Source organism: Gilvirhabdus luticola (assembly GCF_040117515.1).
Lineage (GTDB): Bacteria > Bacteroidota > Bacteroidia > Flavobacteriales > Flavobacteriaceae > Gilvirhabdus > Gilvirhabdus luticola.
Genome location: NZ_JBEEEN010000008.1, coordinates 99,935 through 117,415, shown reverse-complemented (window position 1 = coordinate 117,415; position 17,481 = coordinate 99,935). Strand labels below are relative to the sequence as shown.

The following is a 17,481-nucleotide window of genomic DNA, read 5'->3' as shown; positions in this document are numbered from 1 at the left end:
AGTTGCTATTTTCTTACAATTATACGTTTTGAGATAGTCGTGTTTTCATATTTAAATGAAACAATATAGATTCCTGATGATACATTACCGGTATTCCATATCCATTTATCGTTGTCTCTTTTAACTCCTTTACCTAGATAATCAATTCGTTTTCCATTAATAGTATAGATTTCAATACTTATTGGTTCAATGATTTTGCTTGTGTGTTTTATGTATAAAATTTCATTTGTTGGATTTGGATAAATTTTCAATGCAGCTTCTTCAGCAGAATGATTTGATATAGTTAAATTATCTGTATAGAAATCATTTTCGTTCATGATAACTGGTACCGATTTACCATTATTAGCCCATAAATCATATAATTCTTGCCCCAAATTATTGGTCGTATTTTCGTCTCGTAAAAATTCTATATATTCTTTAGATGTCGTTTGATATAATAATTGGGTGTTAATTCTGAATGTCTCTAGTGGTAAATCATAAACTGTAATATCTGAATATGCACCATCTTCATAAGAATATGCAACTGGAGCTGATTGTATAGCTTCAAAATTAGCATTGGTAAAACCTCGAGGCGGAATTCGGTTGTCTTTAATAATCATATTGTTTAGTACAAAATGAAAAGATTCACCAGCAGTATATGTTTTATTACCATCTAGACTTGCTGCGTCTGCTACAGCTTGACTCATTCCTAATTTTGCTTCATATATTTTTGCGTTTTCTGTGTTCAGAATAGCTGTTTGTGTATCATAACTACCAGATTCATAAATGATTGCATCATTTTCATCATAGGCTGTCAAGTGAATCCACATACGTCGACCTTCAGGATATCCTGATGGCAATTTATGTCCAGTCTCGTTAATGATTTCAACACTAACTTCAAACCCTTCTGCTTCTGCCTCAACTTCTACATTCATTGTTGCTGCATTCTTCAGCATGCCTTCTGCTCTAATGATTCCTGCATTTATTGCATCTATATTCACTTCGTCTGGATAGAGTTGTGCAACAAGCGTAGGAATAAATGTATTTCCACCTGTCATATCATGAAGTGGCAAATCATTTCGAAGTGGAACCCCATTTTTATTGCATCCATAGCCAGTAACATCTTTCATGTGACAATCCTGGCAAGTAGATACATTGCCCTTATTACCTCCAAATACTTCAGAATACACTCCTTCAGGAGAATTATAAGCACTCATGCTCCATTCACTATAGGTACGCTCAACTGGAAACATCTCATAAGTGTTGAAAGTAGGAGAGGCCTCTCCAAATTCATTGGGGACATAAGTTCCGTCTGGAGCTAAAGTAAATGCAGGGTTACTTACGTCATGACATGTTGCACAAAGCGTAGACTCACTATAAAATGTTGAATATATAACTTCATGTTTTGCATTGGTGTCATTATAAGGACCTCGCTTTGCTTTATTATCTGAATCAACGACATACATGCCATTACCAGATTGTGGAGGTACAATGCTTAAAGTATTTAAATAATCTAGGTCTATAGAAGTAGTGCTTGCAGGGTCAATGAGTTTATGACAAAAATGACAATCTATGCCTTCTCTATCTTGATCTGTAAGAGCAGATCCATCAGTTGGTACAGAACGACCACTTAACCAACCAGCTGGTGCATGGCAACGTATGCACAAATCTCCTGATTGGTGCGCGTCTTGATTTGCAATAGTTAAAGAGGCCAAATATAAAGGATCTCTAGCGGCATGAGCCATAACGCTGCCCTGCCAATTATACATTGGTTCTACATCAGTATCGTAGTTGCCATGGCAACTTGCACAATTATCGGGGGCATCAAAAGTACCTGACTGGCCAGGTTGCGATCCAGGTAAGAAAAAATCATCAATTGAAGTGGCTACTGCGCTTATTAGAAAAAGTGCTAAAATAAAAACTACTCCAAGTTTTTCATAAGCTGATTTCATGACTAGTAAATTTATTGTGAATATTTCTATCTATGATTTAAAGGAAATATTAAGGTATTAATAGACAATAATTTAAACTATGATTTATATCATCCTTTATCAATTTAGAATGCTTGTAAATAGATAATAAATCCTATTTTAGCTTTTAAAAATTTTATTGAATGTCAGAAACAAAATCCCTTTCAATTCAACTCATAGAGGTAGAATCGTATTTTAAATACAAAGATGTTTTAAACAACAAAATATCTGATGTATCGGTAGGATGGCAGATTTACCATATTTTAAAGGTTATCAATGTTGTAGCCGATTCGATTAAAGTTTCTAGACCTGAAGATTACAAAACAAATTTAAATGAATATAGAGAAAAGTATTTTACAAAAAAATATCTTCCTAGAGGTGTAGCTAGAGCTCCTAAAGGAGTACTTCCCCCAGAATCCTTTTCATTAGAAAACCTGAATGAATTGCAAAATCTTGCAAAACAAAATGTACATGACATTGAGACTTTAGAGAGTCATGCTAATTTTGTACACTTTATTTTTGGGCTATTGAATAAAAGAGAAACGCAATTGTTTTTAGAAATTCATACGGAACATCATTTAAAGATTATAAGAGATATTTTAAATACGAAATAGCATCGTTAACAATGAATAATTGGTACGAAATAGATAGAATTCAAGACATAGATTCTCCATCACTGGTTTTATATAAAAATCATTTTGAGCATAACCTCCATAAAATGCTGGAAATGGTAAATAATCAACCGGAAATCCTGATGCCGCATATTAAGACAAACAAAATGCCTAAAGTTTTAAACCATTTTATTGCTTTAGGTATTTTGAATTTTAAGGCATCAACGATTTCTGAAGCTGAAATTGCCGCCAAAGCAGGAGCAGTGTCCGTTTTATTAGCACACCAACTTGTTGGTCCAAAAATTGACCGCTTTTGTAATTTAATTAACCATTTTCCAGAGACTCAATTCTTAACAATTGTAGATAATAAATTAAGTGTGAGATTACTTAATGAAGCAGCTCAAAAACATCATGTAGAGATAGGTATTTTTATAGATGTAAACAATGGAATGAATCGTTCGGGAATTGAGCCTAATAACAATGTATATGAATTAGTAGATAACATAAAGTCACATAATAATTTATATTTCAAAGGATTACATGTTTACGATGGTCATTTTAGAGATCCTAATTTTCAAGAAAGAAAAAATAGGATAGAAGATTCATTTTCAGAAATCATTACAATCCAAAACTCTTTAAAAAAATCATATCCCAATATTCAGCTCATATGTGGTGGAACACCTTCTTTTACATCACATTTATTAGAGCCCAACAGAATTTGTAGTCCAGGGACTTGCGTCTTTTGGGATTTTGGCTATAATGAAAAATTAGCTGAACAACAGTTTAAGTTTGCCGTTTTAGTAATAACCAGAGTCGTGTCAATGCCAAAAAAAGGAATAGTTACCATAGATCTTGGGCATAAAGCTGTTGCATCAGAAAATCCTATAGATAAACGCATAAGATTTTTAAATTTATCAAAGTATACTCTTCTTTCGCAAAGCGAAGAGCATGGTGTCTTATCTGTAGAACATGATTCTAAAATTGAAATAGGTGATGTTCTATATGGTGTTCCGTATCATATTTGCCCAACAATAAATTTGTATGATGATATTACTGTTATATCCGATAGTAAAAATATAGATGTTTGGGAAATTTCTGCTAGAAAGAGAAAATTAACCATTTAAAGTTCTTTCCTAAAAGAATTTTTCCTAGATTAAGTTTTTTTAATATTGATGATTAATCTCAATATCACTTATGATCAAGATCCCAAAAAATGTACTAATCATTTTAGCCTTCTTCTCAATTTATGTAATATGGGGATCTACATATTTATTGAATAAAATAGTTGTTGCAGAATTACCTCCTTTCATGTTGGCTTCAATTCGGTTTATCGTTGCTGGCATATTGATTTTTATCATTGCCATAATTATGGGTAAGTCAATAAAAGTCAGTATTAAACAATTAATCAATACAGTAATTGCAGGGTTTTTGTTTTTAACTCTTGGAAATGGTTTAATGGTTTGGGCACTCATGTTTGTGGATAGTGGTTTTACTGCATTAGAGATATCGGCACAGCCCTTATTGGTTCTTATATTAATGCGCATTCATCAAGGTAAGAAAATCAAGCTAATGTCTTATATTGGTGTCATATTAGGTGTTATAGGAATTTATTTACTCGTAAGCCAAAAAGAAATAGTGAGTCAAGAAGGCAGTGTTACCGGAATGATTATGATTTTTATTTGCATGTTAAGCTGGGCTTATGGTAGTTTGTTTGTTGGTAAGGCTAATCTACCATCTAACTATTTCGTGAATACTGGCTACCAAATGGTGGTTGGAGGTTTAATGCTTTTTATTGCCAGTATCTTATTTGGAGAAACATGGTCATCACCAACTATGTGGAGTAATAAGGCACTCTGGTCTATGCTGCTGTTAATATTATTTGGAAGCATTGTTGCTTTTACTTCTTTTAATTATTTACTAAAAGTAGTTTCTCCAGACAAAGTAGCAACATCTACCTACGTAAACCCGATTATTGCATTAATATTAGGCTGGTACTTTCTTAACGAACAAATTAGCACTCAATCTGTAATTGCAGCAGCTATTTTGCTTACAGGTGTTTATTTTATCAATACAAAGAAAAAATTGACAATTTTCAGACGTTTTTCAAGTAGTGGCAATAAATAATTTCTTTTAAATATTGCACTATTTTTTGTAACAAATCGAGTAATTAGTTGTCTTTTCAATATAAACCGTTTTAAAAATCAATCAAAAATGAAAAAAGCTACCCTATTATTATTGGCTATAGCTATGGTTTGTAATGCTTTTAGTCAAACAAAATTCACAACACAACAATGGCAAGACGATCTTAAATTTCTTCAGGAAACAGTTCACAAAGACTATTCATTCTTATTCAAAAAAACGGCAGCAGACGTTTTTGACCATGAGGTAGAACAGTTGTATAATGAAATTCCTAATTTATCTGATCATGAAATTATAGTTGGTCTATCTAAAATAATTGCATTATTTAAGTATGGTCACACCAGATTAGGATTTGAATCGGCGCCAATACCATTGGATTTTTTACCTGTGAATTTTTATCACTTCAGTGATGGAGTTTTTATTGAAGGCGCACATAAAGATTACAAGAATGCATTAGGAGCCAAAGTTCTCAAGATTGGCAATATGAATATCGATGAGGCTCTCAAGGCTATTTATCCAGTAGTGCCTGTAGAAAATGAGCAATTTTTCAAAGCTTATGGAATGCTATATTTAGTTTCACTGGAAGTATTACATGCTCAAGGTGTTATTGATAATATTTCAGATCCAGTTGAAATGACTTTAGAAAAAAATGGAAAAACATTCAAACAATTGTTAAAATCACTTCCTGCCGGAGAAAATGTACCCCGACAATATACCTTAACCAGACATCAAGATTCATGGTTAAGTGCCAGAGATCAGACCAGTACACCATTATATCTTGATAAACTCGATAAAATATATTATTTCGAATATCTTCCAGAAAATAAAACGGTTTATGTAAGGCATAGCCAGATTCAGGATGACCCTGACGAGGATATTCCTGCTTTTTATGAACGATTATTCAATTATATAGATAATAATGATGTAGAGCGTTTAGTTTTGGATGTAAGACTTAATGGAGGAGGAAACAATTATAAAAACAAACCCATTGTTACAGGAATTATTAAATCAGAGAAAATAAACAAGACTGGAAACCTTTTTGTGATTATTGGCAGAAGAACATTTTCAGCTTGCCAAAATTTGGTAAATGAGTTGGATAATTACACCAATGTCATTTTTGTAGGTGAGCCAACAGGTGAAAATATCAATTTTTATGGTGATAATAGAGAGGTAAAACTCCCTAATAGTCAGGTTTCCGTTTACTTATCATTTGCCTGGTGGCAAGATAAACCACAATGGGAAAATGCTCCATGGATGGCACCACACATTAATGTTGATATGAGCTTTGAAGAATACAAAACCAACAAAGATCCAGTAATGGATGCCATATTATCATTTTCAGATGAAGGCTTCATAACAGATCCCATGGGACATCTAACGGAGTTATTTCTTGCAGGCAAAATTGACCAATTGAAGGCAGATGCCATAAAAATGGTTGACGATCCCAGATATGGATATTTCAACTTTGAGAGTGAATTCAATCAAGCAGGCTATAGACTTTTAGGTAATGGGCAACATGATGAAGCCATTTTTGTGTTTCAATTTACAACTGAATTATTTCCTAATTCAGCAAATGCTTGGGATAGTCTTGCAGAAGCTTATTTAAATGCCGGCAATAAAGAAAAGGCTAAAGAATTCTATAGTAAGGCACTAAAAATGGATCCAGATGGGCCAACAGGCCAAAATGCGAAAATGATGCTTAATAAGATTGCAAATGATAACTAATAAGATTTAAATCACAAGTATTTTTTTGATATAAATAGATTTAATTTCAAAATGAAGCATATATTTATTGCCTATCTTTTATAGGCTATAAATGGTATACCATAATATAAAACACCAACGTTTAGCATTAAGCGTTTTCTTTTTCTTATCGGGTTTTAATTTTGCTTCATGGGCATCTAGGATACCAACCATAAAATCAATTTATAACCTAAATGATGCAGAGTTAGGAACAATCCTTTTGGCATTGCCCATTAGTTCTATGATCGGTTTACCTATTTCTGGTTGGCTAATGACCAAATATGAAAGCAGAATACCAATGCTGGCATCTATTTTTGTATTAACGGCTTCATTGGTTTTAATTGGTTTTTCAAGTTCCATCTTTATGCTCGTCATTAGTTTGGGTTTATTTGCCTTTTTTATGAGGATTTTCAATATTTCAGTAAATACACAATCCATTAATTTACAGAAGATTTATAACAGAAGAATCTTGGGTTCCTTGCATGGTATTTGGAGTTCTGGAGGCATGATTGGTGTAGGTTTTTCCACTATTATGGTCAAATATTATATCAGCATGCAGACTCATATGGTAATTATTGCAATTTTAACTATTATTCTTTCAATTATAGCTTATAAACATGTCTTGGAAAAAGATGTCGCCCAAACGGGAAATAAACTTATTATCGGGAAACCTGACAAGTACATTTTATACCTTGGTATGTTAATATTTTTTGCAGCTGTTTGTGAAGGAGGTATGTTTAATTGGAGCGGCGTATACTTTAAAGATGTAATTAAGGTAGAAGTCTTTACCTATGGTTATTTAACCTTTATGACATGTATGGCATTATCAAGATTTTTTTCCGACAGGTTAATTGATAATATTGGAATGAAAAACACCTATGTTTTAAGTGCAATATTTTTGGCTTCTGGGATATTGATTGCTGTAATTTTCCCATACTTTTGGCCGGCTATGATTGGTTTCTGTCTGGTAGGTTTTGGTACTTCATCAATTTTCCCAATGACATATTCTTTGGCGGGATATTCCAAAAAATATGCGCCAGGTATGGCTATATCCATACTCTCTACTTATGGACTAGTAGGGTTTTTTCTAGGACCACCACTAATAGGCTATTTATCCAATGCCTTCGGATTACAATTAGCATTTCTATTATTTGTAGTCGCATCCTTATCTTTTATACCTATTTCCTGGCGTTTATTCCAATTTAAAAAAGAGCTGAAAAAAGGTTAATTCACGCACTTTCTGGTCTTCTGCTCATTATGGTATCCTTAATATGTAGTAGACTATTCACTATAGCGATTAATTCAAACTTCAGGAAATTTTTGTTCTTTTTACTAAAATGATTAATGCAATGGGTATAAAGTGGTTGTTTTCCTTTTTTAATATTAATAAAGTATGTGTCTTTTTCAGCGTCTAATACTACAATACTCTTGTAATTGCTTTCCAGTAAGAACCAATATGACAAGCTGTTAATCTGATTGAATAAAGAAAGATTTGCGTCCATATTAAATAGGTTTTAATGATTTGGGTTTCATAGTTAATTAGTAATAAGGTAAACATTGCTTGAAACAGCTTCAAAATAGTTTGACAAACCTCAATAATATTCGATAAACGGAAAGTCAAAACCCATTAATCGATAAAATTTTAATGTTCATAGACCTAAATAAATTAGTTTAGGTATCAAATTTCTCAAAGTCCCTAAAAGTCAATCTAAAAACATGATTTTTATCATAAGATAGCTATTGGTTATTCAATAGCTTTATACTCATTAAAATATGATATAATTAAAATTTCTTTATTATGGAATTACTTGAAGAAACCAAAACTAGGGTTTATAAATTTGGAAATAAAACAGCAGATGGTAATAGTACTATGAAAAACCTTTTAGGTGGAAAAGGTGCGAACCTCGCAGAAATGAGTGCAATTGGTATTCCCGTGCCTCCAGGATTCACCATTACCACAGAAGTTTGTACCGAGTACAACCTGTTGGGTAAAGCTTCAGTGCTTAAAAAGATTAAAGAAGAAGTCGAAAAAGCCATTGCGAATATAGAAGATATTATGGGTACGGTATTTGGTGATAAAGAAAATCCTCTATTAATTTCCGTGCGTTCTGGGGCTCGAGTCTCGATGCCTGGGATGATGGACACTGTATTGAATCTAGGATTAAATGACGAGGTAGTTATAGGTCTTGCTAAAAAAACAAACAATAAACGCTTTGCTTGGGATTCTTATCGTCGTTTTATTCAAATGTATGGAGGTGTTGTACTTGGTATGAAACCAAAGTCTAAAGACGATATAGATCCGTTTGAGGAAATTATGGAGCATCTTAAAGAAAAAAGAGGCATTCAGTTAGATACAGAATTTTCCGTACAAGACTTGCAAGATTTAGTTTATGATTTTAAAGATGCAGTAAAAAAACGTACAGGACGTCATTTTCCAACAGATCCTTGGGACCAACTTTGGGGAGCAATTTTTGCTGTATTCAATAGTTGGAATGGAAATCGTGCAGTGTATTACAGAAACATGCATGGTTATCCAGCAGATTGGGGAACAGCTGTTAATGTTCAAGCTATGGTTTATGGAAATATGGGAGAGAATTCTGCTACAGGTGTATGCTTTACCAGAGACGCAGGTACAGGTGAAAACGTATTTAATGGAGAATATTTAGTTAATGCGCAAGGGGAAGATGTTGTAGCAGGAGTAAGAACTCCACAGCAAATAACCAAGTTAGGTTCTCAACGTTGGGCAAAACTAGCAAGAGTAGAAGAGGAGGAGCGATTGGAAAAATATCCTTCACTTGAAGAGATTATGCCAAAATTGTTTTCAGAATTAAACGATTATCAGGAAAAACTCGAAAAGCATTATCGAGATATGCAGGATATGGAATTCACAATTCAAGATGGTAAATTATGGATACTTCAAACAAGAAACGGTAAACGTACTGGTGCAGCTATGGTTAAAATAGCGATCGATTTATTTAAAAAAGGATTAATTTCTGAAGAAGAAGCATTGGTAAGAATGGAACCTAACAAATTAGACGAATTATTACATCCAGTTTTTGACCAAGATGCTTTAAAGACTGCTCATATAATTGCACAAGGTTTACCAGCTTCTCCTGGCGCAGCTACAGGACAAATTGTATTTTTTGCTGACGAAGCTTATAAATTTAAAAATGCTATTCTTACTCGTATAGAAACTTCTCCAGAAGACCTTGAAGGAATGAACATTGCGAAAGGTATTTTAACAGCTAGAGGTGGTATGACCTCTCATGCTGCAGTGGTTGCTAGAGGTATGGGTAAATGCTGTGTGTCTGGAGCAGGAGCATTAAAAATCAATTATAAAGCACGAACATTAACTGTAGATGGTAAAGAATTCCATGAAGGCGATTGGATCTCTCTAAACGGTTCTACAGGTAATATCATTGATGGCAAAGTGGCTACAGTTGAGCCTGAATTAAGTGGCGAGTTTGCGGAACTTATGGAATTGACCAATAAATACGCAACCATGAATGTTCGTGCCAATGCGGATACACCAAACGATGCCAAAGTGGCACGTAATTTTGGTGCAAAAGGTATAGGCTTAACACGTACAGAGCATATGTTCTTTGAAGTAGACCGAATTCAAGCCATGCGTGAAATGATTATGGCTGATACTGTTAAAGGTAGAAAGCAAGCATTGGCTCAATTATTACCGATGCAACGAAGTGATTTTGAAGGTATCTTTGAAGCTATGGACGGACTTCCTGTAACTGTTAGGTTATTAGATCCTCCATTACATGAGTTTGTACCTCATCAATTGACTACTCAAAAAGATTTGGCAGAAGATATGCACATTTCATTACAAGCAGTTAAAAATAAAGTGGCCGAATTGCAGGAATTCAATCCAATGCTTGGTCATAGAGGTTGTAGATTGGGTAATACGTATCCAGAAATTACTGAAATGCAAGCAAGAGCTATCATTGAAGCGGCCTTAAATTTAAAGGCTAAAGGAATTAAAAGTAAACCAGAAATTATGGTGCCTTTAGTTGGTACTGTAGAAGAGTTTATGCTCCAAGAAGAAATCATTCGTACTACTGCTAAAAAAGTATTTAGAGAAAGAAACGATAAGGTAGAGTATTCTATTGGTACCATGATCGAAATTCCTCGTGCAGCCTTAATGGCTAACGAGATCGCGAAACATGCCGATTTCTTCTCATTTGGAACTAATGATTTGACTCAAATGACCTTTGGCTATTCTCGTGACGATGCTGGTAAATTCTTACCAGTATATCTAGAAAAAGGCATTTTAAAAGTTGATCCTTTTGAAGTATTAGACCAAGAAGGTGTTGGTCAATTGATACAAATGGGTACAGAGCGAGGTAGAAGTACCAAACCAAAACTTAAAGTCGGAATTTGTGGAGAACATGGAGGGGAACCAAATTCTGTAGAGTTCTGTTATAATATTGGCATGGACTACGTAAGCTGTTCACCATTTAGAGTACCAATTGCTCGCCTGGCATCAGCACAAGCTGTTATTAAAAGTAAATTGAACTAACCGATAATAGCAATTAATTCAACCTTAACAGACCATTGGCCAAAATAACCAGTGGTCTGTTTTTTATATTTTCAATTTGATTCTTTATTTTCATTACATAAAGTATTTAACTTTTAAATAAGAAAATCGCACAGCTATCAGGCTAAACAGTAAATTAATTTTATCTTTCGGCAAATAAATTTACTCATTAATAAATATTCTTATTCATGAAACAGATACTCGTTTCCCTTCTATTTTTATTCCTAATAAACACATCATTATTACAAGCTCAAGAAGCTATAAAACCTTTAGATTCAATAGATATTTCTGGATTAACTTGGAGAAGTATTGGCCCATCATTAACTTCTGGTCGAATTTCAGACATTGCCATAAATCCAAACAATCCATTTGAATATTATGTCGCTTCTTCATCAGGTGGTGTATGGAAAACGGTTAATTCTGGTGTAACATATAAACCTATTTTTGATGAAGAAGGGTCATACTCAATTGGTTGCATCACAATGGACCCTAATAATAGTAATATAATTTGGGTTGGAACAGGTGAAAATAATAATCAAAGATCTGTAGCTTATGGTGATGGTGTTTATAAATCCTTGGATGGTGGTGAAACCTGGAAGCACATGGGTCTAAATATGTCAGAACATATTGGAAAAATTATTGTGCATCCTGAAAATTCAAATATAGTGTATGTAGCTGCTATTGGACCACTATGGAGCAAGGGTGGAGATCGTAGCTTGTACAAAACTGAAGATGGAGGTGAAACATGGCGAGCCATTTTAACAATTGATGAACACACAGGAGTGAATGATATAGTAATGGATCCAAGAGATTCTAATGTTCTATATGCTTCAACATTACAAAGAAGACGACATGTCTATACCTATGTCGGTGGAGGACCTGGTTCAGGAATACATAAAAGTACAGATGGAGGCGCTACATGGACTAAAATACATCAAGGACTACCCGAAGTAGAACTGGGTAGGATAGGGCTAGCTATTTCACCTGCAAATCCAGAAATTATTTATGCCATTGTTGAAGCTGCTGATAGCAAAAGCGGTGTTTTTGCATCAACAAATAGAGGTGCTTCATGGGAAAAACGAGGCGACCATGTCACCAGTGGTAATTATTATCAGGAAATTATTGCCGACCCAATAGATCCGAACACGCTATATTCTATGGATACATGGATGTCTGTTTCACATGACGGCGGAAAAACTTTTGAAAAAGTAGGAGAAGTCTTTAAACATGTGGATAATCATTGTATGTGGATAGACCCAAACAACAATAAGCATTGGTTAGTTGGTTGTGACGGAGGAATTTATGAGACTTATGATGCTGCTAAAACTTGGGATTATAAAGAGAATATTCCTGTAACACAATTTTATAAAGTAGCCGTAGATAACGATTATCCATTTTATAATGTTTATGGAGGAACACAAGATAATTTTAGTATTGGCGGTCCGTCAAGAGTAATGACAAATCATGGAATTACTAATTTTGATTGGTTTATCACGAATGGAGGTGATGGTTTTGAATCTCAAATCGATCCTGAAAACCCAAACATTGTTTATGCACAAGCTCAAAACGGATTTTTAGTGAGATTTGATAAGCAAAGCGGAGAGATTGTAGGTATTCAACCTACCGAAAGAGAAGGAGAAGATGCTTATCGATTCAATTGGGACTCGCCATTGGTTGCTAGTAAGCATGCTTCAGGGAGATTGTATTTTGCTGCCAATAAAGTCTTTAGGTCTGATGATTATGGCAACAGTTGGGAAGTTATTAGCGAAGATCTAACACGTCAATTAGACAGAAATAAACTCAAAGTATATGATCGCATTGTGAGTATTGATGCCGTAATGAAAAACGGGTCTACATCACTATATGGAAATATTGTGGCTTTGTCAGAATCGTCACTTGATGAAAGTTTATTGGCCATTGGTACCGATGACGGGCTTATTCATATTACAGAAAATGGAGGACAATCGTGGAGAAAAATTGATAACATTCCTGGAGCACCCAAACAATCCTATGTCAATGCAGTATATCTTTCAAAGCACGATGCCAATGTTGTGTATGCAGCATTTAACCATCATAAATATGGAGATTTCAAACCTTATATTTTCAGGTCGAACGATAAAGGCAAGACTTGGGCAAGCATAAGTAATAACTTACCAAAAGGAAGTGTTTACTCCATAGAAGAGGATCACATTGATAAGGGCTTAATTTTTTGTGGCACCGAATACGGAGCTTACTTTTCACCTAACAAAGGAAATAGATGGAGAGAACTTGCGTCTGGATTACCAACAATAGCAGTTAGAGATATTGCTATACAGGAGCGAGAAAACGATTTGGTATTAGGCACTTTCGGAAGAGGCTTTTACATACTTGATGATTATTCTGCATTACGAAATATAGAAAATTCATATCCTTCAGAAAAGGCTATTGTTTATCCTATACGAGAGGCTCTAATCTGGGAACCCAGTCTGCCATTAGGCTTACCAGGAAAATCTTTTCAAGGTGATAATTTCTTTACGGCAACCAATTTAGGACCAGAAGCCATTTTTACATATTACTATGATGAATCTTATAAATCAATTAAAGAGAAAAGAATTGAAGTAGAGAAAGACCTCATTAAGAACAAAAAGGATGCACCATATCCAAATTACAACGAGTATAAATCTGAAACCAATGAAAAAGAACCCAAATTAATTTTTACCATAAAAGATGCCGGTGGTAGAGTCGTTAAAAAAGAATTTAAAAAACCAACAAAAGGCGTTCAACGTTTTCATTGGAATTTAAGATATACGCTTCCTAATCCAATTAATTTAGAAAAACCTTCATTTTACAATCCTTGGGAACCAAAAGATGAAGGTACACTGGTACAACCGGGAACCTATACTATAGACATGCTATTATTTAATAACGGAAATTCAACTCATTTATATGGTCCGGTTTCGTTTAACATAAAAGCGTTAAATAATACCGTGATGCCAGCTGATAATAGAGAGGCAAAAGTGGCTTTCCAAAAGCAAGTCGCACAACTGGTGGCAGATCTAGGAGCATGCAATACAATGTTAACCGAAATGAATGATAAACTAAAGCATATAAAATCTGCAATAGAACGATCAGAACAGCCTTTTGCAGAGTTGCACAATATGACTGTTGATATTGAAGATAAAATTAATGACGTTACCATTGCATTAAATGGAGATCCGGTAAAAACCAAACTGGATATTGATCAGCCAAAATCGCCATCAGCTAGAATTGGCAATATGAGTTATGAGCAAAAATATACAACATCGTCGCCAACAAAAACACATTTGGATAGCTATGTAATTGCCAAAAGAGAAATAGATGTTATTAAGAAAAGAGTAGAGACTCTCTATAATGTAAACATGAAAACGCTGGAGGAGAAGCTATACAAAGCAGGTTCTGGCTACACGCCAAATCGTGGTTTTGAAAATAAAAACTAATGGTAAACAATGCAATAAAAAGTAGCTCTTAAAGTGAAACAATTTTATAAATAAAACGTCTATAATAGCGTAACATTCATTTTACAAGTTTAAATAGTATGACAGTTTTAGTAGTAGGTGCTAGTGGAGCAACAGGAAGTAAATTAGTTCAGCAACTTTTGAATCAAAACCATAAAGTAAAAGTAATCGTAAGGTCTCCAAAAAAGTTACCAGATTCTTGGAAAACCAATGATAATCTGCAAATTATTACTGCAAGTGTTTTAGAATTGAGTGATGCCGAATTGAAGAATATTGTACATGATTGTCAGGCCGTTGCGTCTTGTCTTGGACATAATTTAACATTTAAAGGTATTTATGGGCAACCTAGAAGACTTGTAACAGATGCCGCACGACGCTTATGCAAAGCTATACAATCAAATGATTTGCAAAGTTCAACAAAATATGTATTAATGAACACTACAGGCAATCGAAATCGTGACTTAAACGAACCCATTTCTTTTGCTCAAAAAGGTGTAATTGGGTTGCTTCGTTTATTGTTACCACCTCATGTAGATAATGAAAAGGCAGCAGATTATTTACGAACACAAATTGGTCAAAACAATAATTTTATTGAATGGGTTGCAGTAAGACCAGATGGTTTAATTAATGAAGACAGAGTTACCGATTATGAAATACATCCTTCACCAACTAGAAGTGCTATTTTTAATGCTGGTAAAGTAAGTCGCATCAATGTGGCGCACTTTATGGCAAGTCTAATTAACGATAATAAGCTTTGGAATGCATGGAAAGGACAGATGCCAGTCATTTACAGCAAATCACATCTAGATTAAATTTTTAACATAAAATTATAGAAGTCTTATAAGGATATCGTAAGATTTAGTCGTGCAGTTAGGTTGGAAAAGCTGTATCTAGTCTTATCACATTCTAAAACTGATTTTGATTTACTTGGTTTAAATGACTTTCGATATTAAATTGTCTTTTAACTTTTGTCAACTACTATGTTTATTTTAATAGCTTTAGACCAATTAATTATCATAATTTTATAGATGGACATTAGTGTGTTAAAAATATTATTTTATGTTTTAGGGTTTCAATTTCTGTTTATGTCGCTTTTTTTATTTCAAAGCAAAAAAGGAAAAGCCTTAAGCAATAAGCTATTGGCTGTGGTTTTCTTTATGATTTTCGTAAGTGTTGTTGCACTGTATTTTAATGTGTTTCGAGTAGAAATTAGGATCCCACAACTCCTGTATGTTGATGATACTTTTATGTTTGCTTATGGACCCTTACTATATCTCTTTACCCAATCGGTCGTATTTAAAAATTATAAATTACTAAAGAAAAGTTATCTTCATTTTATCCCTTTTATTATAGCTGTTTGTTTTGTTTTAGGAATCTTTTTCTTTGTAGATGCTCATACCATTTCTCAAGCAACAGATCAAATGAATAATCATCGAATGCCTGTCTATTTTCGATTTGGAGAATTATTCATTTTGGCTCATATTTTTTATTATTTATTTAGATCTAAACTAGAAATCAAAAAAGTAATTGGAAAAACAAAAGATTTATATTCAACATTCAATCAAGATAATTTCAAGCTACTAAAATTTGTTCTTAATTCCTTTATTATACTATTTGGGTTATCCTTATTTCATTCAATAATTCTTGCTGTTGGTGCTCAAAACGGATTATTTATGACGATGTTGTTATTGGTTCTGTCGATGTTTTACTTTATCAATTCAATTTTGTTGAAACTGTTAAATCAATCTTCTAATGACAGTGGAGCGATAACTCAAGCTGACTATAAAGAAAAATATGCTGGATCACGATTATCTGAAGCTGAATTAAAAACATATATGACGAGACTAGATAGCTATATGAAAGGGCAAGAACGCTTTTTGGATAGTGAATTAAGCATAACAGATTTGTCAACCGAAATAGAGATTCCATCTAAAACCTTATCGCAGGTCATTAATGAAGGCTATGCTTGTAACTTTTTCGATTTTGTGAATAGGTATCGGGTAGAAGCAGCAAAATCACTTTTCGAGAATCAAGCCGATAAAAAGTTGACCATACAAGAAGTGATGTATGATTCTGGTTTTAATTCAAAATCTTCTTTTAATACGGCCTTTAAAAAGTTTACCAATCAAACACCTACACAATTTAAAAATTCATTGTAAAAAAGGTTCGACTTCCTGATTTCGAACGATTCTTATAGATATATGCTATACTATTGCATTGTAAATCAATCAAAATAATATAAACATGTTATTAGAAAACCATTTCAAGAAAGCACCAGAACACCCTTTTTTTAGAAAACTTGGGCAGACACTAAAAACAAATAAGCTGGCTAAAATTATAGAAATACTTTCAGTATTTCTAGTCGCATTTTTAATTGTAGTGATCTTCGTTTCTGACGACCCGACAGACCTTGTCTATAATCAGACAATCATATGGCTTGCAAATATTGCTATGCTCACATTGGTTTTTACAGGCATTAAATTACGTGGCGAAGGCTTAAGTCATTTTGGATTAAGCCTTCAAAAGTTGACGTGGAAGATTGGGTTTAAAACAGTTCTACAATCTATTATAGTCTTTATTTTGGCAGTCACTGGTTTCATTATTGGATCCGTCATTATGGCCAATATTACAGGCATTCCTGAAGGTTCTAATATGAGTAATTATGATTATTTAAAGGACAATTTAGGGATGCTCATGTTAACATTATTTGGTGTTTATATCGTGGCGTCATTTGGCGAAGAAGTAATTTATAGAGCTTTTTTAATAAATAGGATTTCAGAATTGGGCCTATCAAGTAAATCAGGAAGAATTATAGTTGTAATTATTAGTGCTATAGTTTTTGGTTTTGCTCATTATAGTTGGGGTCCAATGGGCATTGTTCAAACCAGCTTTATGGGACTGGCATTGGGAATGAGTTATTTATATCTTAATAAAAGAATCTGGGTTTTAATTCTGGCGCATGTCTATATGGATACGATATTGATGGTGCAATTGTATTTAAGTTAAGTTTATTTAAA

General features: G+C 33.7%; 12 protein-coding genes. 10 read left to right on the top strand and 2 right to left on the bottom strand.

Features of this window, described 5'->3' with window-relative positions; genetic code table 11:
- Window positions 1-5 precede the first annotated feature (5 nt).
- Window positions 6-1,931, bottom strand: coding sequence for a T9SS type A sorting domain-containing protein (locus AAFP94_RS12920; protein ID WP_316663157.1), 1,926 nt, complete (start codon window positions 1,929-1,931; stop codon window positions 6-8).
- Between the two features lie 161 nt (window positions 1,932-2,092).
- Between AAFP94_RS12920 and AAFP94_RS12915 the strand changes: the two genes are divergently transcribed.
- The 5 genes from AAFP94_RS12915 (at window position 2,093) to AAFP94_RS12895 (ending at window position 7,670) form a co-directional block, all read left to right on the top strand.
- Entirely contained in the window at window positions 2,093-2,563 is a 471-nt protein-coding gene (locus AAFP94_RS12915) for a DUF1569 domain-containing protein (RefSeq protein ID WP_316663156.1), read from the top strand.
- Between the two features lie 11 nt (window positions 2,564-2,574).
- On the top strand, window positions 2,575-3,684 hold the full coding sequence (locus AAFP94_RS12910; RefSeq protein WP_316663155.1) for a D-TA family PLP-dependent enzyme: 1,110 nt from the start codon (window positions 2,575-2,577) through the stop codon (window positions 3,682-3,684).
- A gap of 70 nt (window positions 3,685-3,754) precedes the next feature.
- Window positions 3,755-4,684: an EamA family transporter gene (locus tag AAFP94_RS12905; RefSeq protein ID WP_316663154.1), complete on the top strand. Its 930-nt coding sequence runs from the start codon at window positions 3,755-3,757 to the stop codon at window positions 4,682-4,684.
- 87 nt (window positions 4,685-4,771) lie between these two features.
- On the top strand, window positions 4,772-6,424 hold the full coding sequence (locus AAFP94_RS12900; protein ID WP_316663153.1) for a tetratricopeptide repeat protein: 1,653 nt from the start codon (window positions 4,772-4,774) through the stop codon (window positions 6,422-6,424).
- A 91-nt stretch (window positions 6,425-6,515) separates the two neighbouring features.
- Window positions 6,516-7,670: an MFS transporter gene (locus AAFP94_RS12895; protein WP_316663152.1), complete on the top strand. Its 1,155-nt coding sequence runs from the start codon at window positions 6,516-6,518 to the stop codon at window positions 7,668-7,670.
- A 1-nt stretch (window position 7,671) separates the two neighbouring features.
- Here the strand turns inward: AAFP94_RS12895 and AAFP94_RS12890 are convergent, their stop codons facing one another.
- Entirely contained in the window at window positions 7,672-7,944 is a 273-nt protein-coding gene (locus tag AAFP94_RS12890; protein ID WP_316663151.1) for a hypothetical protein, read from the bottom strand.
- 296 nt (window positions 7,945-8,240) lie between these two features.
- Here AAFP94_RS12890 and ppdK point away from each other — a divergent pair, with 296 nt between their 5' ends.
- The 5 genes from ppdK (at window position 8,241) to AAFP94_RS12865 (ending at window position 17,470) form a co-directional block, all read left to right on the top strand.
- The gene (gene ppdK / locus AAFP94_RS12885) at window positions 8,241-10,973 is read left to right on the top strand and encodes a pyruvate, phosphate dikinase (protein WP_316663150.1); all 2,733 of its coding nucleotides are present in this window, start codon (window positions 8,241-8,243) and stop codon (window positions 10,971-10,973) included.
- Window positions 10,974-11,179: 206 nt separating this feature from the next.
- Window positions 11,180-14,446, top strand: a complete 3,267-nt coding sequence (locus AAFP94_RS12880; protein ID WP_316663149.1) for a glycosyl hydrolase — start codon at window positions 11,180-11,182, stop codon at window positions 14,444-14,446.
- Window positions 14,447-14,544: 98 nt separating this feature from the next.
- Window positions 14,545-15,276 (top strand): NAD(P)-dependent oxidoreductase, encoded by a 732-nt coding sequence (locus AAFP94_RS12875; protein ID WP_316663148.1) that lies wholly within the window; start codon window positions 14,545-14,547, stop codon window positions 15,274-15,276.
- A gap of 273 nt (window positions 15,277-15,549) precedes the next feature.
- Window positions 15,550-16,623, top strand: coding sequence for a helix-turn-helix domain-containing protein (locus tag AAFP94_RS12870; RefSeq protein ID WP_316663147.1), 1,074 nt, complete (start codon window positions 15,550-15,552; stop codon window positions 16,621-16,623).
- Between the two features lie 85 nt (window positions 16,624-16,708).
- A complete protein-coding gene (locus AAFP94_RS12865) occupies window positions 16,709-17,470 on the top strand; it encodes a CPBP family intramembrane glutamic endopeptidase (RefSeq protein ID WP_316663146.1) in 762 nt (253 codons plus the stop codon).
- Window positions 17,471-17,481: the final 11 nt, after the last annotated feature.